The 24866-nt window shown below is 72.2% G+C and carries 2 protein-coding genes; both read left to right on the plus strand.

Annotated features, from left to right (window positions below):
• Positions 1 to 538: 538 nt before the first annotated feature.
• Positions 539 to 922 carry a DUF4180 domain-containing protein gene (locus GL259_RS36695; RefSeq protein WP_159538022.1) on the plus strand — a complete coding sequence of 128 codons (384 nt, stop codon included), beginning with the start codon at positions 539 to 541 and terminating at the stop codon, positions 920 to 922.
• Between the two features lie 450 nt (positions 923 to 1372).
• Positions 1373 to 24865, plus strand: coding sequence for an SDR family NAD(P)-dependent oxidoreductase (locus GL259_RS36700; protein ID WP_159538023.1), 23493 nt, complete (start codon positions 1373 to 1375; stop codon positions 24863 to 24865).
• Position 24866: the final 1 nt, after the last annotated feature.

The raw sequence follows: 24866 nt of genomic DNA on the forward strand, positions 1-24866 counted from the left end.
CGTACTCCGCAAGACATCCCCGGCCGGCGATACCGTCCTCGCCTTTCGTGCGAGACGCCGTCCGGTGAACGGCCGGGAAAACATAAAACGCCTGCGATCCGCGTCGACGGATACTTGCCGAGGGTACTGCCCATGGGTAAGGGAGAGGGGTGTTTCGGGAAGGGGAAAGGCTTGCTGCCGCACCTGCCCACGCGTTTCTTCGGACGCTCTGTCCATCGATTTCGGGCCACCCGCTCCGGTCGGGTCCCCGTCCATACCCGGCGGAACCGCTTCGCACCCGCGGGTGACCGCCTTCCGGCCGACACCGTGTCGCGGTCGTGTCCGTTACCGGCCTGACCAGTGGGAAGTCCCTGCGGGAGGCCGTGGCGCGAGAGAGGGCCCGCGGCTGCGCCGCAGGAGTCGGCCGGCCGGTAAACCCGTACGTCGCACTTTGGCTTGTTGGTCTTCCGGGTCCCGCCGGCCCTTTGACCCGTGAACAGGCGTGTGTTAGCTTCCTCCGGCTACCTGTGCTCATGATTTTTTCTTGGGGGACTAGAAATTGCCGGATTTACTGCAGGAGCGGCGTGGGGTGCAGGTATTGATGTGCGATCCGGCCGGGCCTACCGTGGTCACCGAGCAGGACGCACTGGACTTGATCGGTTCGGCGTTGTTCGACGCCGAGATCGTGGCCGTGCCGGTGAGCCGGCTTGATGAGAAATTCTTTTCGCTCGGCACCCGCATCGCCGGCGAAATCATGCAGAAGTTCGTCAACTACCGCATGCGTCTGGCCGTCATCGGTGACATTTCCCGTCATATGGAGGCCAGTGCCGCGCTGCGCGCTCTGGTGCATGAATCCAATGCGGCAAGCCATATCTGGTTCCTTCCCGACCTCGAAGCCCTCGACGCTCGTCTGGGATCCATCGGCGGGAGAGGGCGGGGCTAGGCAGCCGTCCTGAAGGCGGAAGCCGACGTGCGTCGGCCGTGTGTCCCGGAGCGTGTTCGATCCCCCTTCGCGGGGTCCGGGCCGAAGCCGTACCGGCCCGGATGCCGGGCCCACCGGCACGGTCGCCGGCCTCGGGCACCTGGGACAGCGTGGTCCCCGGCGTAGGCACACCTCCCGGCCTTCCCTTTCGTCATCGGGCTGCGCGCTGCGGTCGAGGAACGCGCGCACTCCCCGGGGAGGCGGCAGTCGCCGCGGCCACGCGGAGCCCGTGAAGTCCGACAGCGGCAAACCGGCCGCGGGGACCAACAGCCGGCTGTGACACACCCAGGCGGCATTCACCGTGGGAGCCGTTCACCAGAAGAGGCACCTGCCGGTCCGGCGTGCCGAGGATCGGTGGCGGACGGCCACAGTGCGTCACAACATCGCGAACGAAAAGGGGAGTCTCCACTGATGTCGCAGCATGTCCCCATAGCCGTCATCGGCGTCGCGTGCCGGTTTCCCGGGGCGGACGACCACCGCCGGTTCTGGGACGTCATCAGGAACGACCGGTCGCAGGTCGGCGAAGTGCCACAGGCGCGATGGGACATGGGCGGAGGCGAGCCGGTGGGGACCTCCGGCGACGACACGAGGCGCCCTCCCGGCAGATGGGCCGGCCTGATCGACGACGTGGACGCCTTCGACGCGCAGTTCTTCCGCCTCTCCCCGCTGGAGGCGGAAAGCACCGACCCGCAGCAGCGGATCATGCTGGAGCTCGCCTGGTCCTGCCTCGAAGACGCGGCCATCGCGCCCAGCGCGCTTTCCAAGCGCGACGTCGGGGTGTTCATCGGCTCGTTCAACCTGGACTACAAGGAGCTCCAGGAGAGGCAGCTGCGCGAGGTCGCGGCGCACCACTCCACGGGAACGATCGGCGCCGTCATCGCCAACCGGGTCTCCCACTTCTTCGACTTCCACGGGCCCAGCGTGGTCGTCGACACGGCGTCGTCCGCTTCCTTGCACGCCCTCCACCTCGCGGTCCAGTCCCTGCAGCAAGGCGAGTGCGCCCTCGCGCTCGCCGGCGGGATCAACCTCGTGCTGACCCCGGCCCGGCACACCTCCTTCGCCAAGACCGGCATGCTGTCGCCCACCGGCTCGTGCCGTCCCTTCGACGAACGGGCCGACGGCTACGTGCGAGGCGAGGGCGGCGGCACCGTCCTGCTCAAGCCCCTCCCGGACGCCGTGCGCGACGGTGACCACATCTACGGCGTCATCAAGGGCAGCGCCGTGAACCACAGCGGCAGGACACGCACCCTGACCTATCCGAGCGACGACGCGCAGGCGCAGGTCGTCGCGGACGCCCTCGCCCGGGCAGAGGTCTCCCCCGACACCATCGGGTACGTCGAGGCGCACGGCACGGGAACGCCGACCGGCGATCCGGTCGAGTTCGAGGGGCTGGTGGAGGGCTTCCGCAGAGCGCGCGGCGAGACGGCGAAGCCGCGTGAGCACAACCACTGCGGGCTGGGGTCGGTCAAGCCCAACATCGGCCACCTCGAAGCCGCCGCCGGGATCGCCGGCCTGATCAAGGTGCTGCTCGCGCTGGAGCACCAGGAGTTGCCCGGTCTGCGGGACTTCCAGCGGCTTAACCCGCGCATCGACCTGGACGGCACGCCCTTCCACATCGTCGGCCGACTGCGTGAGTGGGAGCCGCTGCGGTCGCAGTCCGGCGAACCACTGCCCCGTCGCGCGAGCGTCAGTTCGTTCGGGATCGGCGGCACGAACGCCCACGTCGTGCTCGAAGAGGCACCGGCCGTCGCACCGGCCGACCCGCAGCAGCGCCCCGCGTACCTCGTCTGTCTGTCCGCCAGAACCGGCACCGCGCTCCGGCGGCGGATCCACGACGTGCGGGAATGGCTCGACGGCGACGGAGCCCACGCCGACCTGTTCGACCTCAGTGCCACGCTGCTCCTGGGCCGGGAACACCTCGACCGCCGGACCGCGCTGGTCGTACGGGACCGCGACGACCTCCGGGCGAAACTGACCCTGCTGCTCGACACCGGGCGCGCCGACGACTGCTTCCACGAACCCGCGGGCACGCCCTCGGACGGCGAGCCGGCCGGAGCACCGCGGCCCGCCGCAGAGGCCGGGTCCGAACTCGACGCCGATCTCCCCGCCGCCGAGTACCGAGAGCGGCTGCTCGACCTGGCGGAGTCCTTCGCCGAAGGACACGACCACCGGTGGGAGGACCTGTTCACGTCGGTCCCGGGACGGCGGCTTCGACTGCCGACCTACGCGTTCGACCGGCACCGCTTCTGGATCACACCCGACGCCGCGGGCCAGACCGCTCCCACCGGGACGCCGGCGTCCGCGACGGGTGAGGAGCCGGATTCCGCGACCAGCCAGGAGGAGCACGTGCCGGACGTGACCGCGCGAACACACCGAGGGGGGCCGGCGGACACCGACGTCCGGGAACGGGTCGAGGCGGACCTCCGGAACCTCGTCGGCGGCGTACTGAAGCTCGCGGCCGACGAGATCCGTCCGCGGGACCGGCTGTCCGACCTCGGCTGCGACTCGGTCGGCAACACGACGCTCGCCCTCCGGCTGAGCGAGCACTACGACATCGACGTCGCGCCGTCGCTCTTCTACGGGTACTTCACGCTGGAGATGCTCAGGGACCGTCTCCTCGAGGGGCAGTACGCCGACGCCGTGGTGCGCAAGTACGCGGCCGTCGACGGGCACACCGCCGATGAGCACCCCGACCAGCACACCCTCGACGAGACGGCCCGCGCCGAGGGGGAGGCGTCCGTCCTGTCACCGGACGAGTCCGTCCCCGGGCCCCTCCCCTCGGCGAAGAGCGGATCCGGTGCCGGTGATGACGGCGACCACCGTATAGCCGTCATCGGCATGAGCGGCCGCTTTCCGCAGGCCCGCACGGTCGACGAGTTCTGGCGGTTGCTCGCGGAGGGCCGGGAGGCGGTGACGCCGATCCCCGCGCACCGGCTGGGCAACTGGGCCGGTGTCGCCGGAGCGCGGGACGTGCGGGGCGGATGGTTACCCGGCGAGGCCGAGTTCGACCCGCTCTTCTTCGAGATCTCCCCCAAGGAAGCCGAGCACATGGACCCCCGGCAGCGGCTGCTGCTGCAGGAGGCATGGCGGGCCCTGGAGGACGCCGGATACGGGGCGAAGCAGATCGCCGACAACACCATGGGCATGTTCGTCGGCGCCGAACAGGGCGACTACCCGGAACTGGCGGGGGACGAACAGACGTTGACCTCCGGTCACGACGGCATCCTGGCCTCGCGTCTCAGCTACTTCCTCGATTTCTCCGGCCCGGTGCTGACCGTCAACACGGCCTGCTCGGCCGGCCTGGCAGCCGTGCACCAGGCGTGCCTGAGCCTTCGCGGCGGCGAGTGCGACACCGCGATCGCCGCAGGCGTCAGCCTGCTGGCCGGCCCTCGGTTCCACGAACACGCCACCCAGGCCGGGATGCTGTCTCCCGACGGGGTCTGCTACGCCTTCGACAAGCGTGCCAACGGCATGGTGATGGGCGAGGCGATCGCCGCCGTCGTACTGAAACCGCTGACCAAGGCCCTGGCCGACGGCGACCGGGTGCACGCGGTCATCACCGCGAGCGGTCTCAACCACGACGGCCGGACCAACGGCATCACCGCCCCCAGCCAACCCGCGCAGGCCGCCCTGCTCGATTCCGTGTACCAGCGGTTCGGCGTCCGGCCGGCCGACATCGAGCACGTGATCGCCCACGGCACGGGCACCCGGCTGGGCGACCCCGTCGAGGTGAACGCGCTGACCGAGGCGTTCCGTCGTCACACCGACAAGACCCAGTACTGCGCCCTGACCTCGGTCAAGACGAACGTCGGGCACACCCTGGCCGCCTCGGGCGTGGTCAGCCTGATCGCCCTGGTGCAGGCCCTGCGGCACCGGACCGTGCCCGCGAGCCTGCACGCCGAGCAGGAGAGCGAGTACATCGACTGGGCGCGCAGCCCGTTCCGGGTCAACAAGGAGGCCCGGCCCTGGCCGGCCCGACCGGGGCGTGAACGGACGGGCGCCGTCAGCTCCTTCGGCATCAGCGGGACGAACGTCCACGTCGTGGTGGAGAGCCACGGCGACGGATCGGCCGCGCAGCCGGCCCTCTCCCGGCCCTCGTACCTGCTCGCGCTGTCGGCCAAGACCGAGGAGGCGCTCCGGACGCGGGTGGCGGACCTGCTCGCCTTCCTCCGGGCCGGCGGGGCCGACGACGTGGGGCTCGCGCGGATCAGCAGCACACTGCTCGCGGGACGGCACCACTTCGCGCACCGCTGCGCGGTGGTCGCGGACAACCCCGAGGACGCCGAGCGGCTGCTGCGGAAAGTCCTCGACGGCAAGAGGGACCCCCAGGTGTTCCGCGGGCTGCCCGGCAGGGACTTCCGCCCGCAGAACGCGCTCGCCGAGTACGGGAACGAGCTGATAGGACGCGCCCGCGCGGGAGGCCGGGACGCCCGGTACCGGGACGCGGTCCGGGCCCTGGCCGACCTCTACTGCCAGGGCTACGAGCCGGCCTGGGAGAACCTCTTCGGCGATCGGCCGCTCCCGTGCGTGTCGCTGCCCGGTTACCCCTTCGCCCGCGAGACCTACTGGACCGACGCGGCGAGGGCCGGCCGCGCGGCACCGCCGCACGTCCCCGCCGCGTCCACCGCGCTGCACCCGTTGCTGGACAGCAACGTCTCCACACTCCGGTCGCAGCGCTTCGCCAAGCGCCTGTCCGCGACCGAGTTCTTCCTGCGCGACCACGTCGTGGACGGGAAGATCCTGCTGCCCGGAGTCGCCCACATGGAGATGGCGTACACCGCCTCCCGGCTGGCCAGCGGCTCCGACAGCGTCACCCTGCGCAGCATCATCTGGGGCCGTCCGATCGTCATGGACGGTCCGTCCCGGACGGTGCACGTCGAACTGACCCCGCTCGGCGAGGACGCGCTGGAGTTCGTCGTCCACGACGGCGCCGACGGGGCACGCACGGTCTTCTCCCAGGGCCGGGCCGGCTACGCCGCCGACCGGCCGACGCGGCCGCGTGGCACGATCGACATCCCCGCGATCAAGGCGCGGTGCACCACCCGCCGCGAGAACGCCGAGATCTTCGCGAGCCTGCGGGACCTGGGGTTCGGGTACGGCGAGACCTTCCAGGCCATGGAGACGCTGTACTGCGGCGAGACCGAGGCGCTGGCCCGGATCGTGCTGGGCGACGGCCTTGACGAGGACTACCCCCGTTTCACCCTGCATCCCTCGCTGTTCGACGCCGCGCTCAACGCGCTGCGCGGCATCGGGGAACAGGACGGCGTGCTGCGCATTCCGTTCAGCCTCGAGGAACTCGTGGTCTTCGCGCCGATTCCTCGGCAGTCCTACTGCCACGCCACCGTCCACCGGATCGCCCGTGACGGCACGATGAGCGTCGACCTCGCGATCTGCGACGACAGCGGCGCCGAGTGCGTCCGGCTCACCGGCCTGGTGTTCAAGGAGTTCACGGCCGACAAGAGCGAGAAGCTGCACTACTACGTGCCGCGCTGGACCGATGCCGACGCCGGTGACAACGCCGACACCGGCTCCGCCCGGGGGACGGCGTCTCCCGGCGCCGGGCGTACCCTGCTCCTCCTCGACGACGAGGACACGCGTCGCACCCGACTCGGGACGAGGTACGCGGGCCGTGTGGTGCGCGTGCGGAACGGGAGCGGGTTCCAGGAGTCGGGGCCGGACCTGTTCACCGTGGACCGCCGCAGTGCCGAGGACTTCGACCGGCTCGTGCGGACCCTGCACGAACGGGACCTGTCGCCGCGGGCCATCGTCAACTTCTGGCCGCTGACGCCGGACACGTCCGACCTCACGATCGAGCTGGAGAGCCTGCTGCACCTGTTCCGGGCCGTGCACCGGACGGGCGCCGAGCAGGAGGTCCGCTACCTGTCCGTGCAGTCGGAGCGGCCCGGGCCGCAGCGAGCGGCAGCCGAGGCGCTCTCGGGCTTCGGCCGTGCCGTGACGGCGGTCGACCACCTGTTCCGGGTGGACAGCCTCCAGGTCGCCGGCGCCCGGGACGCGGACGCCGTCGCCGGCAGCGTGCTGCGTGAACTCGGCGGAGCGGAGGGCGACGCCCCGCGGGGCGGGCACGAGATCCGGCACGTCGACGGCGTCCGCCAGGAGCGGGTGCTGCGGCCGTGGACCGGGGCGGCGCGCAAGGGTGCTCCCGAGCTGCCCCTCAAGGAGGGCGGCGTCTACCTGATCAGCGGTGGCGCCGGAGCCCTGGGGCTGCACGTGGCCAGGTACCTCGCCCGGCAGTGCCGGGCGCGGCTCCTCCTGCTCGGCCGCCGGCAGGCGGACGCCGCGCTGCGGGAGGAGTTCGCGGCACTGGAGGCGGCCGGGGCCGAGGTCCTCCACCTCCCTTGTGACGTGGCCGACCGCGACGGCGTGAGCACGGCGCTCGACACGGGGCGGAAACGATTCGGCGATCTGGACGGCGTCTTCCACGGCGCGGGCGTCATCGGCGGTACGGGCGTCATGGACGTGGACTGGGCCGGTTTCGAGGCGGTCCTGGCGCCGAAGACGCACGGGACCGTTCATCTGGACGAACTGACCGCAGGGGACCCGCTCGACTTCTTCCTGGTGTTCTCGTCCATCGCCGCCTACGTCGGCGACTTCGGACAGGGAAGCTACGCCGCCGCCAACCGGTTCCTCGACGGTTACGTCCAGCACCGGGAGGAGCTGCGGGCGCAGGGCCTGCGGCACGGCCGGAGCGTATCGGTCAACTGGCCGTACTGGGACGAGGGCGGCATGCTCGGCGAGCTCGCCGAGGAAGGCCCCGCGCGGACCCTCTACCGCGACCACTCGGGAATGCGGGGGCTGCGGACCGAGGAGGGGATCGGGGCGCTGCTGGAGATCCTGACGTCGGACGAGACCCAGGTCGTCGTGACGAAGGGCGAGCGCCGGAAGATCGAGAGGGTCCTGCGGGTCGCGGGGTCCGAGCGGGCCGTGGCCGAGCCGGCCGGAGCCGCGGCCGAGCCGGAGCCGGGGGTCGTGCACCGGCCCGTGGCCGTGAACGAGCCCGTGGCCGTCGCGAAGCGCGTGGAATCGACGGCCGTGGAGGATTCGGGGGAGATGTTCACGCGGACGGTCGAGTATCTGAGGGACCGCTTGTCGCAGGTCTTCCACATTCCGAAGGGGCGGATCGACGCCGCCGCGGAGCTGGGGGAGTACGGCATCGAGTCCATCCAGATCATGGAGCTGATGCGGCTTCTGACGAAGGACTTCGACTCCCTTCCGGGAACGCTGTTCTTCGAGTACCGCACGATCCACGAACTGGCCGAGTACTTCACCGAGCACCAGGCGGCGCGCCTGACCCAGCTGCTGGGGCCGGAGCGGTCCGCCGCGCCGGCTCCGGAGACGGTGGCGAAGAGCGTGCCCGCGGCCGCCGCGCCCTCCCGGCCCGTCACGCCGCGGGGCCGCTTCGCGGAGGTCCGGACAGCAGCCCCCGACCCCGGCGAGGCGCCGTCGGTCAGGAGGGCCGGCGGCCGGACCCCGGGACGCCCGCGTGACGTGGCGGTCATCGGCATGAGCGGCCGGTACCCGAAGTCACGGAACCTCGACGAGTTCTGGAAGGTCCTGGAGCGCGGCGAAGACTGCATCGAGGAGATCCCGCCGCACCGGTGGGACAAGGACCTGTACTACGCGGCCGAGAAGACCCCCGGCAAGAGCTCCAGCAAGTGGGGCGGCTTCATCGGCGGCGCCGAGAACTTCGACGCGCTGTTCTTCAACATGTCGGCGAACCAGGCCGCGCTGACCGACCCCCAGACCCGGCTGTTCCTCCAGGCCGCCTGGGAAGCGATGGAGGACGCGGGGTACACGCGCCGGTCCCTGAGCCCCGACAAGGCCCGCAAGGTCGGTGTCTACCTGGGCATGATGTGGAACGAGTACCAGCTGTACAGCGGCGAGGACGTCGTCCTGTCCGACCGCGCCGCCGCCTCCAACGCCGTCTCCTACTTCTTCGATCTGCACGGGCAGAGCCTGACCGTGGACACGGCGTGCTCCTCCTCGCTCTACGCGATCGCCATGGCGGTCGAGAGCATTCGGAACGGCTCCTCGTCGCTCGCGTTCGCCGGCGGCGCGAATCTGTCGCTGCACCCCAACAAATACGTCTCGCTCAGCCAGATGAACTTCTTCTCCGCGGACGGACGCTGCCGCTCGTTCGGCGAAGGCGGCACCGGCTACGTCCCGGGCGAGGGCGTCGGCTGCCTCCTGCTCAAGCCGTTCGACCAGGCGGTCGAGGACGGGGACCACATCCACGGCGTGATCCGCGGCGTCGCCACGGTGCACGGCGGCAAGACGAACGGCATGACCGTGCCCAACCCGCTGGCGCAGGCGGACATGGTCGCCGCCGCGCTGGCGGATGCCGGGCTCTCGGCCGAGGACGTCAGCTACGTGGAGGGCCACGGCACGGGCACCGCCCTCGGCGACCCGATCGAGATCACCGGTCTGACCCGGGCGTTCCGCAAGCACACCGACCGCAAGCAGTACTGCCCGATCGGTTCCGTGAAGTCGAACATCGGTCACCTGGAGGGCGCGGCCGGCGTCGTCGCCGTCACCAAGGTCCTGCTCCAGATGCGGTACGGGATGCTCGTGCCCTCCCTCCATTCCGAGCAGCTGAACCCGTACATCGACTTCCCCAACTCGCCTTTCTACGTACAGCACCGGCTGGAGCCGTGGGAGCGGCCCACCCGGACGGTCGACGGGGTGCGGCGGACCCTGCCCCGGATCGCCGGCGTCTCGTCGTTCGGCGCGCACGGCGCCATCGCGCACGTCATCATCGAGGAGTACCAGCCGGGGGCGGAGCGCCCGGCGCGTCCGGCCGGGGTCCCGCGTCCGGAGCTGCTGGTGCTGTCGGCGAAGGACGACGAGCGGCTGCGGGAAAAGGCCCGGGGGCTGCACACGTGGCTGTCCGCGGCCGGCCACGACGCCGATCCCGCGGACCTCGCCTACACCCTCCAGGTCGGCCGTGAGCCCATGGAGGAACGCCTGGCCCTCGTCGTCGACGGGCTGGACGCCCTGCGCGAACGGCTGCGCGCGTTCCTCGACGGCGAGCCGGAGACCGCGCACGTCTTCCGTGGGGGAGTGCGGCAGAACAAGGACGCCGTCGCGCTCCTGGAAGCCGACGAGGAGATGCGCGAACTGGTACGGCAGTGGCTCGAACAGGGCCGGCACGACAAGCTGGCCAACGTCTGGGTGAAGGGCCTGGCCCTCGACTGGACGTCCCTCGCCCGCCACACCGAGCCGCGTCGCATCCCCCTGCCGACGTACCCGTTCGTCCAGGAACGCCACTGGCTCGACGCGCCCCCCGCCCTCGCGCTCCAGCCGCCGCGGACGGTGGCGCAGGACGAGCCCGCAGCGGTGGCCGACGCCGCGGCGCACCCGGCCCGGTCCGCCGGGGAACGGACCCGGCCCCTCGCTTTCGTGGAGGACTGGGAGCCCGCGCCTCTTCGGACGGGCACCGCGCGTGCGCCGCGCGGCATCGTCTTCCTGTGCACCGGAGCGGAGCGTCAGGAGGCGGTCGCGCGGGCCGCACGGGAGATCGACCCCGGCCTGCGCACGGTCTTCGTCGGGCGCGGAGACGCCTACCGCAAGACGCGCCCCGACCACTACCAGATCCGTCGCGGGACGGCCCAGGACTACCTGGACGCCTTCCGGGACATCGCGGCCGGGCCCGCTCCCGTCGACGCGGTCGTCAGCATCGAGGCGCTCGAACCAGGAGGCGCCGACGGCGACTTCGGCGACGTCGTCCTGACGGTCCAGGCCATAGCCGGCGCCGGGCTCGACGTGTCCCGCTACCTGGTGGCCGGGCAGTACCGCGACGGCCTGGAGCGCGCGCTGCTCGAGGCGCATCTCGGCGTGGAGCGCTCACTGGGCTTGGTGATGCCGAAGCTGTCCGTGGCGGCCGTGCTCCAGGACGCCGACGACCCGCTGCGGCCGGCGGACACCGCCGCCTGGCTGACGAGGCTGATCGCGGAGCTGCGTCAGGAGCGGGCGAGCAGCGTGCTGTACCAGTCGGGCGAGCGCTTCGTGAGCCGTGTCCGTGAGGTCACGCTCGACGGGAGCCGCTCCGGCGCCCTCCGGCACGGCGGCACCTACCTGATCACCGGAGGCTGCGGCGGGCTGGGGCTGATCGTGGCCCGGCACCTCGCGGAGCACTTCGCGGCCAACCTCGTCCTGACCGGCCGCTCCCCACTGGACGAGACGCGCCGGGAGGCGCTGCGCGGCCTCGCCGCCGGACAGCGGGTCCTGTACGTCCAGGCGGACAGCTGTGACGCGGACGCCATGAAGCAGGCCGTGACCCAGGCGCGTGAGAGCTTCGGGGCGCTGCACGGGGTCATCCACGCCGCCGGTGTCCAGGGACGGGGCAGCATCCTGGAGAAGGACCTGCGTTCCTTCGAGGACGTCCTCGGCCCCAAGATCCGCGGAACGCTGACACTGGACGAGGCGGTGGCGGGCGAAGGGCTGGACTTCGTCTGCTACTTCTCCTCCACCGCCGCCGTCATCGGCGACTTCGGCACCTGCGACTACGCGGTCGGCAACCGTTTCCAGATGGCATACGCACGGCACCGTGACGCCCAGGTGCGCGCGGGCCGGCTGTCCGGACGGACCGTGGTCGTCAACTGGCCGCTGTGGCGTGAGGGCGGCATGGGCTTCGACCACGACACCACCACGATGCTGCTGAAGTCGAGCGGCCAGGACTTCCTGGAGACGGCGGACGGCGTCGCCCTGTTCGAGCGGCTGCTGTCCCAGGAAGCCGCCCAGCACATGATCCTGGTCGGCAGGCCCGGCCGGGTGTCGCGCTTCCTGGGGCTGACGCCTCCCGCCGACGCCCCCGACGCCCCCGACGCCCCGGTGCGACCGGGGACCGGCGCGGTCGCGGCCCGACCGGCCGGCCCGACGGGCGCGGGCGGCCCGGACACGCCGTCGGCCCCCGGTGTCGAGGAACGCCTGGCACACGACCTGCGGCGGATCGTCAGCGGCGCGGTCGGCCTGTCCCCGGACCGGCTCCACGAGGACGACAACCTCGCCGACTACGGCTTCGACTCGGTGAGCCTGGCCGGACTGGCCACCGGGCTGAGCGAGCACTGGGGGGTAGAGGTCACACCGGCCCTCTTCTACAGCCGTTCAACGCTGCGGAAACTGCGGGAGTACTTCGCCACCGAGCACCAGGAGCTCCTGGCCGCCTTCTACGGCGACCGGGGCGTCGGCGGCACCGTCCGCGGACCCGCCGCGGCGGAGCCCGCGCCGCCGCAGGGCGAGGTGTTCCCCGCCGACCGGCCGCGCCCCGGAGCCGAGGCGGTCCCGGACGCCGCCGGTCCCGCGGACACGGGCGCGGACCCCGGCGTCCGGGAACCGCGCACGCAGGACGAGGACGACGACGCCATCGCGGTCATCGGCATGAGCGGGCGGTTCCCCGGCGCCGACAACCCCTCCGAGCTGTGGTCGATCCTCGCGGAGGGCCGCGACGCCGTCAGCGCCGTCTCCCGCGAGCGCCTCGACCTGTGGGGCGAGCCGCACGACAGCCCCTTCGCCGCGTTCCGCGTCGGCCAGGTGTCCGCTCCGGACGAATTCGACCCGCTGTTCTTCGAGATGTCCCCCAACGAGGCGCGGAGCCTGGACCCGCGCCAGCGGCTGCTGCTCCAGGAAACGTGGCGCGCCCTCGAGGACGCGGGCTGGACGCCCGCGTCGACTCGCCGGGTCGGCATGTTCGTGGGGGTCGAGCAGGGGGACTACGACACCCCGGACCCCGAGGCGGGCAGCATCACCGCCAACCACGACGGCATCCTCGCCGCACGCCTGTCGTACCTGCTCGACCTCAGCGGCCCCGTGCTGGCCATCAACACGGCCTGCTCGTCGGGGCTGGTCGCCGCCCACCAGGCGTGCGCGAGCATCCGCGCCGGCGAGTCCGACATCGCCCTGGCCGCGGGCGTCAGCCTGATCACCACCTCGCAGCTGCTGACCCGCACCCGGCAGGCCGGCATGCTGTCCGAGGACGGCGTCACCTACGCCTTCGACAGGCGCGCGAACGGGATGGTGCTCAGCGAGGCCGTCGCCGTCGTGGTGCTGAAGCGGCTCTCGGCAGCGATCGCCGACGGCGACCGGATCCACGGTGTCATCCGCGCCAGCGGCATCAACTACGACGGCAGGTCCAACGGCATCACCGCACCGAACGGCGACGCCCAGAGCACGCTGCTCCGCGACACCTACCGGCGGCACGGCATCGACCCGGCCGACATCGAGTACGTGGTCGCCCACGGCACCGGCACGCGGCTCGGCGACCCCGTCGAAGTCAACGCGCTCAACGACGTCTTCCGCGGCTTCACCGACAAGCGGCGGTACTGCGCCCTGACGTCCGTGAAGTCCAACGTCGGGCACACGCTCGCGGCCTCCGGGCTCGTCAGCCTCATCGGGGTCCTGCAGGCCATGCGCCACGAGACGATCCCCGCATCCCTGAACTGCGCTCAGGAGAACGAGTACATCGACTGGAAGGACAGCCCGTTCTTCGTCAACAAGGCGAACCGGGCGTGGCCCCAGGCCGCCGGGCGCAGAAGGACCGCCGCCATCAGCTCCTTCGGCATGAGCGGCACCAACGCGCACATGGTGGTCGAGAGTCGCCCGGCGCTCGGAGAGAACGAGGTCACGGAGATGCCCGCCCACCTGCTGGCCCTGTCGGCCAAGTCCGAGGAGTCGCTGCGGCAGCGTGCCGCCGACCTGATCGACTTCCTGGAGGCCCCCGGGCAGCCCCACGGCCTGCGGGACGTCGGCGCGACGCTGCTGGACCGCAGGACCCACTTCCGGCACCGCTGCGCCGTCGTGGCCCGCGACGCCGCCGAGGCGGTGCGCCTGCTGCGCTCGTGGGTCGCGGACCGGCATGACCCCGACGTCCTCACCGGCGTGGTCCCCAAGGACTTCACGCCGAACGACACGGCCCGGCAGGCCGGGGACCGGCTGCTGGACGAGGCGGCCGGACCGCACCACGACGGCGCCGGTCTGCGGGACGCGCTGCGCGCCGCGGCGAGGGCCTACTGCCAGGGGTACGACCTGGCATGGCGTCGGCTGTTCGGTGACCGGCGCACCGCGCCGGTCGCGCTGCCCGGCTACCCCTTCGCCAGGAAGCGCCTGTGGCGGCACCACACGGAGCGGCCGGCGCAGCCCGGGACGTTCACGCCCGCACCCGCCCGTGCCGCCGGCGGGGGACACCGGTTCGACACGCCGCTCACCGGAGCGGAGTCCTTCCTGCGTGACCACGTCGTGGCCGGGGAGATGATCCTGCCGGGCGTCGCCCACCTGGAGCTGGTCCGTGCCGCCCACGCCGCGCTGCCCGCGCGGCGGAACGCGCCGACGGACGGCGTCACGTTCCGCGACGTGGTGTGGCTGCGGCCGGTGAGGGTCGGGGACACCGCGCTCGACCTCCACGTCGAACTCGAGCCGGACGGCGCCGCGGGGACCCGCTACCGCGTCCTGACGGCCGGAGCCGACGGCCCCGTCGTGCACAGCCAGGGACGCGTCGAGGCCGGTGACGGACGGGCCGCGAGGACACGGCTCGACCTGGCGGTCCTGCGGACCGAGTGCGGCCGCTACGAGATGACCGCGACCGAGGTGTACCTCGTCTACCGTCGTCAGGGCATCGCGTACGGGCCCTCCTTCCAGGGAGTACGGCGGATCCTGGTGGGAGACGCCCAGGTCCTCGCCGAGCTGACGCTGCCCGGGGCGCCCGAGTACGGCCCGGGGGCGCAGGTGCTGCCGCCGGGGCTGCTGGACGCGGCACTGCAGTCCTCCGTCGGCCTGAGGCACGGCGGCGGCCTCCGCCTTCCCTACGCGGTCGAAGCGGTGGAGATCCTCGGCCCCTGCGAGCCGGTCATGTGGGCGTGGCTCAGGCGCACCACGGAGAACGACGACACGTTCGACGTCGACCTGTGCGACGCGCACGGCGAGGTCCGGGTGCGGTTCACTGCCTTCCGCACCCGGCCCCTGCCCGCCGCGGCCGCGCAGCCGGCGACGTCTCGGCGGCCCGCTGCCGGGGGCCCGGTGCTGCTCGAGCCGCGGTGGGAGCCCGTCCGGCCCGAGCCGTCGGCGGACGGCGACGGGCCGCGGGGGCGGACGCTGCTGGCCGGCGCGGACCCGGAGGAACTGGCCTCCCTCCTCACCGGGCGCGGGGAGGACGTGGACGTCCTGTTGCTGCGGGCCGACGACACCGTCGAGGGCCTGCGGGAGCGGCTCGCGCGCGGTGGGCCCTACGACAGCGTCGTGTGGGTCACGGGCGGCGGTGCGCCGGTGCTCCCGCAGAGCGAGGACCTGATCACCCGCCAGGAGAAGGGCGTGTACGCCGGCTTCCGGCTGGCCAAGGCGCTGCTGGCACTGGGCCACGACAAGAGGGACCTGGAGTGGACCGCCCTCACCGTCCGCAGCCAGGGCGTCGTCGACACCGACCGCGTCGACCCGGCCCACGCCGGTGTGCACGGCCTGCTGGGGTCGCTGGCGAAGGAGAACCCGCGGTGGCGGTTGCGCCTCGCCGATGTGGAGGCGTTGCAGGACGGAGTCCTGCGGGAGGCGCTGCGCCTGCCGGCGCAGCCGTCCGGCGACAGCTGGGCCCACCGCGGCGGGCGCTGGTTCCGGCAGATCCTGGCGCCGTTGACGTGCGACGCGCTCCCCGCGGAGGCGGCGCCGTATCGGCGCGACCGGGTCTACGTGGTCATCGGCGGCGCCGGCGGACTGGGCGCGGTCTGGACCGAGCACGTCGTCCGCGCCTACGGGGCGCAGGTGGTCTGGATCGGCCGTCGCGCCGAGGACGAGACGATCCGGGCCAGGATCGACGAGCTGTCCCGGCTGGGACCGGCCCCCTGGTACCTCCAGGCCGACGCCACGGACAGGGAGGCGCTGACGGCCGCCGTCGCGCGGATCAAGGCCCGCTTCCCCGAGATCAACGGCGTCGTCCACTCGGCGCTCGCGCTGCTCGACCAGAGCGTGGCCAGGATGCCGGAGGAACGTTTCCGGACCGCCGTGCGCGCCAAGGTGGACATCAGCGTCCGCATCGCGCAGGTCTTCGCGGACGAGCCGCTGGACTTCGTGCTGTTCTTCTCCTCGATCAACTCGTTCCAGCGCTCGGCGGGGCAGAGCAACTACGTGTCCGGCTGCGTCTTCAAGGACGCGTTCGCCCGGCTGTGGCGGCAGAGCCGCCCCACCACCGTGAAGGTGATGAACTGGGGCTACTGGGGCAGCGTCGGCGTCGTCGCCTCGTCCGAGTACCAGCGGCGGATGGAGCGGAGCGGCATCGGATCCATCGAACCCGCCGAAGGCATGGCCGCGCTGGACCTCCTGCTGTCCGGGCCGTACCACCAGCTCGCCGTGGAGAAGACCACCGCCCCGCGGCGGGCCGGTGACGATACCCGTCCCACCGGTTTTGCCGGCCCGGACGACCGGCTGCTGCGGCGCGTGCTCTCGGACTCCGGCAGTGCCCGGGGCTTCGATGACGCCCTGCTGTGCGAACTGCTGTTGCTGCAGCTGCAGACGCTCGGTCTGAACCGCGCCGGCGGCTCCGTCGACGACCTGAGAACCGCCCTGGAACCAGGTGGCGGCCACGACCGCTGGCTCGGGGAGAGCCTGCGCACCCTGGCCGAGCACGGCTACCTCGAGGTGGGCGCCGGGCGCTACACCCCCACCGACAGGGCGCGTCTCGACGGCGACGACGTGTGGCGGCGCTGGGAGGCGGTGTGCCGGGAGAGCGAAGGCGCCAACCCCTACGTCAACTTGCTGGACCCGGCGATCCGCGAGCTGCCCGAGGTCCTCTCGGGCCGACGGCGTGCGACCGACGTGATCTTCCCCGGGTCGTCGATGAGTCTGGTACGGGGCGTGTACCGGGACTGCGAGAGCGCCAGGGCGCTGAACGAACTCGTGGCGGAGTCGGTGGCCGCCCGCGTCGAGGTCCTGCTCGCCCGCGACCCCGCCCACCGCGTCCGCATCTTCGAGATCGGTTCCGGCACCGGAGGCACCAGCGAGAAGGTGCTGCGCCGGTTGGCGCCGTACCGCGACAGCGTGGCCGAGTACTGCTACACCGACGTCTCGCAGTACTTCCTGCGCAACGGACGGCAGGAGTTCGGCGCCGACCACCCGTATCTGCGGTTCGAGCTGTTCGACGCGGAGTGCGCCCCCGCAGAGCAGGGGATGGACGAGGACGGCTACGACATCGTCCTCGCCACCAACGTCCTGCACGCGACCCGCGACGTCCGGGCGGCGGCGCGGCACGCGCGGGCGCTGCTGGGCGCGGACGGTGTGCTCGTCCTGAACGAACTGGCGACGCGCACCCCGTTCCTGCACCTGACCTTCGGACTGCTCGACGGCTGGTGGCGCTACGAGGACGGCGAACTGCGCATACCGGGCTGCCCGGGGCTGGCTCCCGAAACCTGGCAGCGGGTGCTGCGGGACTCGGGCTTCGCCACCGTGACCTTCCCCGCCGCCTCCGTGCACGACGCCGGCCACCAGATCGTCGTGGCCGGCGCCGGCGAGCGGACCGGCGCGCCCGCCCCCGCACCGCGGGGTGCGGACGACGCACGGGAGCGGGTGCGGGCCGTGATCGTCGAGCGGCTCCAGACGTCGCTGGGGCTGGACCGCCGGGAGATATCCGAGGAGGACTCCTTCGCCGACTACGGCGTGGATTCCATCCTCGGCGTCGAGCTCACCCAGCAACTGAGCACCGACCTGGGCATCTCGCTCTCGGTCACGGACCTCTTCGATCACAGCTCGGTGCGTGCGCTCGCCGGCTACGTGGTGGAGCACCACCTCGACGCGTCGTCGCCGCTCCTGGCCGGGCCCCTGTCCACGGTGGCCCTGACGCCCGAGGCCACCCTGACGCCCGAGGCCCCTCCGACGCCCGTTCCCGAACCGGCGGCCCCGCCCGCCGCCGTGACCGTGCCCGCCTCGGCCGGCACGCTGCGGCCGGCCGTGCCCGCGGCCGTTCCCGACCCCGCCGGCGAGGCCGTCGCCGTCATCGGCATGAGCGGGAGGTTCGGCACGGCCGAGGACACCGACCAGCTGTGGCAGCACCTCGCCGACGGCCGCAGCCTGGTCCGCGAGATCTCCCGCTGGGACATGCCGGCCTTCGTGGCGCCGGGCGCACCCCATCCCCGGTACGCCTCGCTGATGGACGACATCGACCGGTTCGACCCGCTGTTCTTCCAGATATCCGGCCTCGAAGCCGCCTACATGGACCCCCAACAGCGGATCGTGCTGGAGGAGGCGTGGAAGGCGCTGGAGGACGCCGGCTACGCGGGCGACGCCATCCGCGGCCGGTCGTGCGGCGTCTACATCGGCACCCAGGTCAGCGACTACCTGCCGGGCTCCAGCGCTGACGCCCCCGCCCAGGCCATGTGGGGCAACGCCGAGGCGATCATCCCGGCACGCCTGTCCTATCTCCTCGATCTGCAGGGCCCCGCCATCGCCGTCGAGACCGCGTGCTCCGGGTCCCTCGTCGCCCTCCACCTCGCGTGCCAGGCCCTGCGGACGGGCGAGATCGAGACGGCCCTGGTCGGCGGGGTGTCCGTGCAGTGCGCACCCGACTACTACCTGAACGCCCACAAGGCCGGGATGCTCTCGCGGACCGGCCAGTGCCACACCTTCGCGGAGGGCGCGGACGGCTTCGTCCCCGGCGAGGGAGTCGGCGTCGTCCTGCTCAAGCGGCTGCGGGACGCCCTCGCCGACGGTGACCACATCCACGGCGTGGTCCGCGGTTCGGGCATCAACCAGGACGGAACCTCCAACGGCATCACGGCGCCGAGCGCCAAGTCGCAGGAGCGGCTGGAGCGGCAGGTCTACGACACCTTCGGCATCGACCCCGACGGCATCCAGCTGGTCGAGGCGCACGGCACCGGCACCCAGCTCGGCGACCCGATCGAGTTCCAGGCGCTGACCCGCGCGTTCCGCCACTACACCGACAGACGTCAGTACTGCGCCATCGGCTCGGTCAAGACCAACATCGGGCACACCGCGCCGGCCTCGGGGATGGCGGGACTCATCAAGATCCTGCTCGCCCTGCGCCACCGCGAGCTGCCGCGCAGCCTCCACTTCGACAAGGGCAACGCCCACATCGACTTCGAGGGCAGCCCCTTCTACGTCAACACGGTGCACCGCCCCTGGACGGTCGAGCCGGGCCGGCCGCGGCGCGCGGCGCTCAGCTCCTTCGGGTTCAGCGGCACCAACGCCCATGTGGTGGTCGAGGAAGCCCCCCTCCTGCCGCACCGCGACACCGCGCCCGTCCAGGACCACCTCGTGGTGCTGTCCGCCCTGTCCCCGGAGCAAGTGCGGACGCAGGCGGAACAGCTGGTGGAGCACCTGCGCCGCCACCCGGACACCGACCTGGGCGACATCGGCTCGACCTTGGTGCGGGGCCGGCGGCACTGCCCCGTCCGGCTGGCGTGCGTGGCCCGCGACACCGCCCACCTGGTGACGCTTCTGGACCGGTGGCTCACCGACGGGCGGGAAACGGAGGTGCGCACCGCCGACCTCACGGAGAACGCGTTGAGCCCGCAGCCCGCCCTGGAGCAGTACGGCGACAGCTGCCTGCGCGCGTGCGCCGAGGGCGCCACCGGGGCGGCCCGCCGGGAGCACCTGGAAGCCGTGTCCGCCCTCTACCTGCAGGGGTACCAGCTGCGCTACGAGCGGCTCTTCGAGGGCGGCGCGCACCGTCGCGTCCCCCTGCCGACGTACCCGTTCCAGCGGCAGCGCCACTGGCTGCCCTCGGGGGACGGCTCACGTTCCACAGCGCCCGCACGGTCCGCGGACCCCACGCCCACGCCCGCGCCGGGTCCGCGGGCCGACGCCGCCCACCTGGCGCTGGCGCCGGTGTGGGTCGAGGAACGAGCCCCCGAGCCCGGCCCCGATCGCCCCGTCCCGAACGGCGTCGTCGTCGTGGGCGGCAGCGCCGCGGACCGGGCGGCCCTGGCGGCCGAGCGCCCCGGCGCCCACTTCCTCCCCCACGACCCGGCGAGCACGACGTCGCTCACCGAGCAGGTGCGGGGCGCGGGCAGGATCCGCGAACTCGTGTGGATCTCCCCGGCGGCCCCGGCCCCCGACCCCGGTGAGCCGCTGCGGCACACCGCCGTCGGAGTGGTCGCGTTCTTCCGGCTGGTCAAGGCGCTGTTCGAACTGGGCTACGGCGCCGAGGAGCTGACGTGGACGGTGGTGACGCGCCAGACCCAGCCCGTGCGGCCGGGCGAGCCGGTGCTGCCCGCCGATGCGGCCGTGCTCGGCCTGGCCGAGGTCATGGCCAAGGAACTGCCCGACTGGAACGTGGCCTGCTTCGACCTGGGCCCGTCCGACGCGCTCCCCGCCCGCGCCCTGCTCACAGCCGGGGCCACGACCGTGCGGGCGCTGCGCGACGGCCGCTGGTTCCGACGCGGCCTGTACCGGGTGGAACTGCCCGCACCGGTCCGTTCCCCGTACAAGGAGGGCGGGGTGTACGTCGTCCTGGGCGGGGCCGGCGGCATCGGCCGGCTCTGGAGCGAGGACATGATCCGGCGCTACCGGGCGCAGGTCGTGTGGATCGGCCGCCGGGAGAAGGACACCGCCATCCAAGCGGAGATCGACCGCCTGGCCGCGCTCGGGCGGGCCCCCTGGTACGTCCAGGCCGACGCCGCCGACAGGGACTCGCTCCGGGGCGCGTACGCCCGGATCCAGAAGCGGTTCGGCACCGTCCACGGCGTGGTCCAGTCCGTCTTCGGCCTGGTGGACCAGAGCCTGAACAACACGACCGAGCAGCAGTTCCGGCAGGGCCTGAGCGCGAAGATCGACGCCAGCGTGTGCATGGCGGACGTCTTCGACGCCGACGGACTGGACTTCATGCTCTTCTTCTCCTCGATCGCATCGCTCAACCCGACCCCGGGCTACTGCAGTTACGTGGCCGGCAACGCCTTCGAGGACGCCCTGTCCCGCCGGCTCTCCGGAGCACGCCCGTACGCCGTGAAGGTGGTCAACTGGGGCTACTGGGGCGCCGTCGGCAGCGGACTCGACGTTCCGGAGCACGTACGTGAGCGCATCTACCGGCGCGAGGGCCTCGGCGACATCGACCCCGCGCTGGCGATGGACGCGGTCGAACGGCTGCTGGCCGCTCCGCTCGGGCAGGTGGCCTACCTCAACACCAGCGAGCCCGAGCGGTTCGAGGGCTACACCGACCGCGAGACGGTCCGCGTGCTGGACCCGGCGGAGCGCCGGAGCGAGCCGCTCACCCCGCTGCTGCCCTCACGCGAGGAACAGCGGCGCACCGTGGAGGCACGGGCCAAGTCCAAGCTGCGGACTGTGGACGAGCTGCTCCTGCGGCTGCTGTGGTGCGCGCTGCACGGGCGTGGCTGGATCGGGACGGGCACCGTCGACGCGGGTTCCTTCCAGCAGGCAGGCGGGGTCCTCGGGAAGTACGACCGCTGGGCGTCGGAGACCCTGAAGCTGTTCGCGCGGCAGGGCTGGCTCGTGACGACCGGGAACGAGGGCTCCTACCGTGCCGTCCCCGACGCCGTCGATCCGGATGCCACCGCCGCCGAGTGGGAACGCCGCCGCGCCGAGTGGCTCACGGACCCCGAACTGCGCGCGTCCGTCGAACTGGCCGACACGACGCTGCGCGCGCTTCCGGACGTCCTCACCGGAGCCGTCCCCGCCGTCGACGTGATCTTCCCCGGCTCCTCGCTGGATCTCGTCGAGGGCATCTACAAGCGGAACATGATCGCCGACCACTTCAACGACGTCGTCGGTGACTGTGTCGTCGCACTCGTCGAGAGCAGGCTCGCGCAGGATCCCGGAGCCCGGATCCGCATCCTGGAGATCGGCGCCGGAACGGGCGGCACCACCGCCACGGTCCTGCGCCGGCTGCAGCCGTACCAGCGGCACCTCGGCGAGTACTGCTACACCGATCTCTCCCAGGCGTTCCTCATCCACGGCCGGCGGGAGTTCGGCGCGCACCGTCCGTTCCTGCGCTGCGAGATCTTCGACGCCGGCCGGCCGGTCGCCGAGCAGGGGCTCGACGAGGGCGGGTACGACCTGGTCATCGCGACCAACGTGCTGCACGCCACCGAGGACGTCCGCGCGTCCCTGCGCAACAGCAAGGCGCTGCTGAGGTCCGGCGGTGGTCTGGTCGTCAACGAGATCGACGGTTACACCGTCTTCGGCATGCTGACGTTCGCGCTGCTGGACGGCTGGTGGCCCCGCGACACCGAGCTGCGCGAACCCGGGGGGCCCGGCCTGCGACCCGAGACGTGGCAGTCGGTGCTGGAACTGGAGGGTTTCGAGAACGTTGAATTCCCCGCACGGGACGCGCACCCGCTCGGCCAGCAAGTGGTGGTCGGCTTCAGCGACGGAGTGATCCGCCGGGCCGTCGGCGACCAGCGGCGTTCCGCGGCTGACGGGCCGGTGCCCCAGCCGGTTGCCGAGCCCTTCTCCGATCCGGTCTCCGCGGCGTCGTCGGCCGGCTCGCAGCCGGTGCGGCCGGCCGCCGCGTCCCGGGTGGACGGGGCGGCGCTCGGTGAGGTCGTGCGCGCGTATCTCAAGAAGCTGGTCGCGCGGACCCTCCTCATCCCGGCCGAATCCATCGACGCCCGGAAGCAGTTGTCCGCCTACGGCATCGACTCCATCCTCATCCTCCAGCTGCTGAACGGCCTCAAGAAGGACCTGGGGGAGACCAGCAGCACCTTGTTCTTCGAGTACCGCACCATCGAGGCACTGACGGAGTACTTCGTCACCGAACGGGGCGAGGCCGTGGCCCGCGCCCTCGGCGTGAGCACCGATCCGGCCGCCGAACCGGGAGCGGCGGCGTCCGTCCCGCAGGCCGCCCCGGACGCGCAGGCCCTGGCCGAGGCCGCCCCGACGCCCGGCCCCGGCCGCACGGAGGCTCGTCCGGCTCCGCGTTCCCGGCGCGCCGGCGGCGTCGCGATCGTGGGCATGAGCGCGCGCTTCCCCCAGGCCGAGACGCTGGGCGCCTTCTGGTCGGTGCTGCGCGAGGGCCGGAACACCGTCACCGAGATCCCCGCCGACCGGTGGGCCCTCGACGGCTTCTACGAACCCGACAGGGAGGAAGCCGTCGCGAACGGTAGGAGCTACAGCAAGTGGGGCGCCTTCCTCGACGGATTCGCCGACTTCGACCCGCTGTTCTTCGAGATGACGCCGAACGACGCCCTGGAGATCGACCCGCAGGAGCGGCTGTTCCTCCAGGAGGCGTGGCGGGCGTTCGAGAACGCCGGCTACACGCGGAGTCGCCTCGAGCGGGAACACCGGTCCAGCGTCGGCGTCTTCGTCGGGATCACCCGCGCCGGACACAACCTCCACGGTCCCGAGCGCTGGCGCCGCGGCGACACCGTCCAGCCCTACACCTCGTTCGGGTCGGCGGCCAACCGCGTCTCGTTCAAGCTGAACCTCAACGGTCCGAGCATGCCCGTCGACACGATGTGCTCCTCCTCGCTGACAGCGCTCCACGAGGCGTGCGAGCACCTGCTCCACGGCGACTGCGAACTGGCGGTGGCGGGCGGCGTGAACCTGTACCTGCACCCGTCGAGCTACGTCAATCTGTGCGGTCTGCAGATGCTCGCCGACGGGGACGAGTGCCGCAGCTTCGGCGCCGGCGGCAACGGCTTCGTCCCCGGTGAGGGCGTTGGCGCGCTCGTCCTCAAGCGGCTGGAGGACGCCGAGCGGGACGGCGACCACATCCATGCCGTCATCCGCGGCACCAGCATCAACCACGGCGGCACGACGAACGGTTACACCGTGCCGAATCCGGTCGCCCAGGGCCGGGTCGTGCGGGACGCGCTCGACCGGGCGGGCGTCGACGCGCGCACGATCAGCTACGTCGAGGCGCACGGCACCGGAACCGTGCTGGGCGACCCGATCGAGATCAACGGCCTGACCCGGGCGTTCTCCCAGGACACCCAGGACGTGGGCTACTGCGCGATCGGCTCCGTCAAGAGCAACATCGGGCACGCCGAGGCCGCCGCCGGTATCGCGGGCGTGTTCAAGGCGGTGCTGCAGATGCAGCACGGTGAACTCGTCGCGAGTCTGCACGCCGACGAGGTCAACCCGCACATCGACTTCGACGCGACGCCGTTCGTCGTCCAGCGCGAGGGTGCGGAGTGGAAACGGCCGGTCGTCACCGTCGACGGCGTCACCACCGAGGTGCCGCGCCGGGCCGGCGTCTCGTCCTTCGGCGCGGGCGGCTCCAACGCCCATGTGGTGATCGAGGAGTACGTCCGTGACCAGCCGTTCTCCGGGGCCGACCGGGCCGCCGCTCCGGCCGTGATCGTGCTGTCCGCCAAGGACGAGGAGCGGCTGCGGGAGCAGGCGAGCGCTCTGCTGGAGGCGCTCCCGGAGGCCGAGCGGGCCGGGGCGACGCCGGCCGATGTCGCGTACACCCTGCAGGTCGGCCGTGAGGCCATGAGCGAGCGACTGGGGACCGTCGTACGCTCGTTCGCCGAGCTGCGGGACCGGCTGCGGTCCTTCCTGGACGGCCCCGACGGCGGCGCCGGGCTGCACCGTGGTCGCGCGGCACGCTCCGACCGCGCGCTGACCGCGCTGACCGACGACGCCGACATGAGCGCGGTCGTCGGGACATGGCTGGCCAAGGGCGCGTACGCCAAGGTGCTCGACCTGTGGGTGAACGGCTTCGAGCCGGACTGGGGCAGCCTCCATCCGGCGGGGGCGGCGCGCATCGTTCCGCTGCCCGCCTATCCCTTCGCCCGGGAGCGGTACTGGATCGCGGAACGGCCGGTCGACGGCCGTCCCGCCGCGGACGGGGAGCCGGTCGACGGCCTGCCTGATCCGCTGATCGACGACCTCCTCGACGAGGTGGTGAACGGCTCTCTCGGCGTCGAAGCGGCCGCCGAGCACATCCGACGGTCCGTCCTGGACGGCGCCGCCGCGCACACCGATGACGAGAGGCGCTGAT

It is taken from the genome of Streptomyces sp. Tu 3180 (assembly GCF_009852415.1).
GTDB lineage: Bacteria > Actinomycetota > Actinomycetes > Streptomycetales > Streptomycetaceae > Streptomyces.

Coding starts and splice junctions, on each gene's coding strand:
- GL259_RS36700 (WP_159538023.1), top strand. CDS start 1,373: ATGTCGCAGCATGTCCCCATAGCCGTCATCGGCGTCGCGTGCCGGTTT.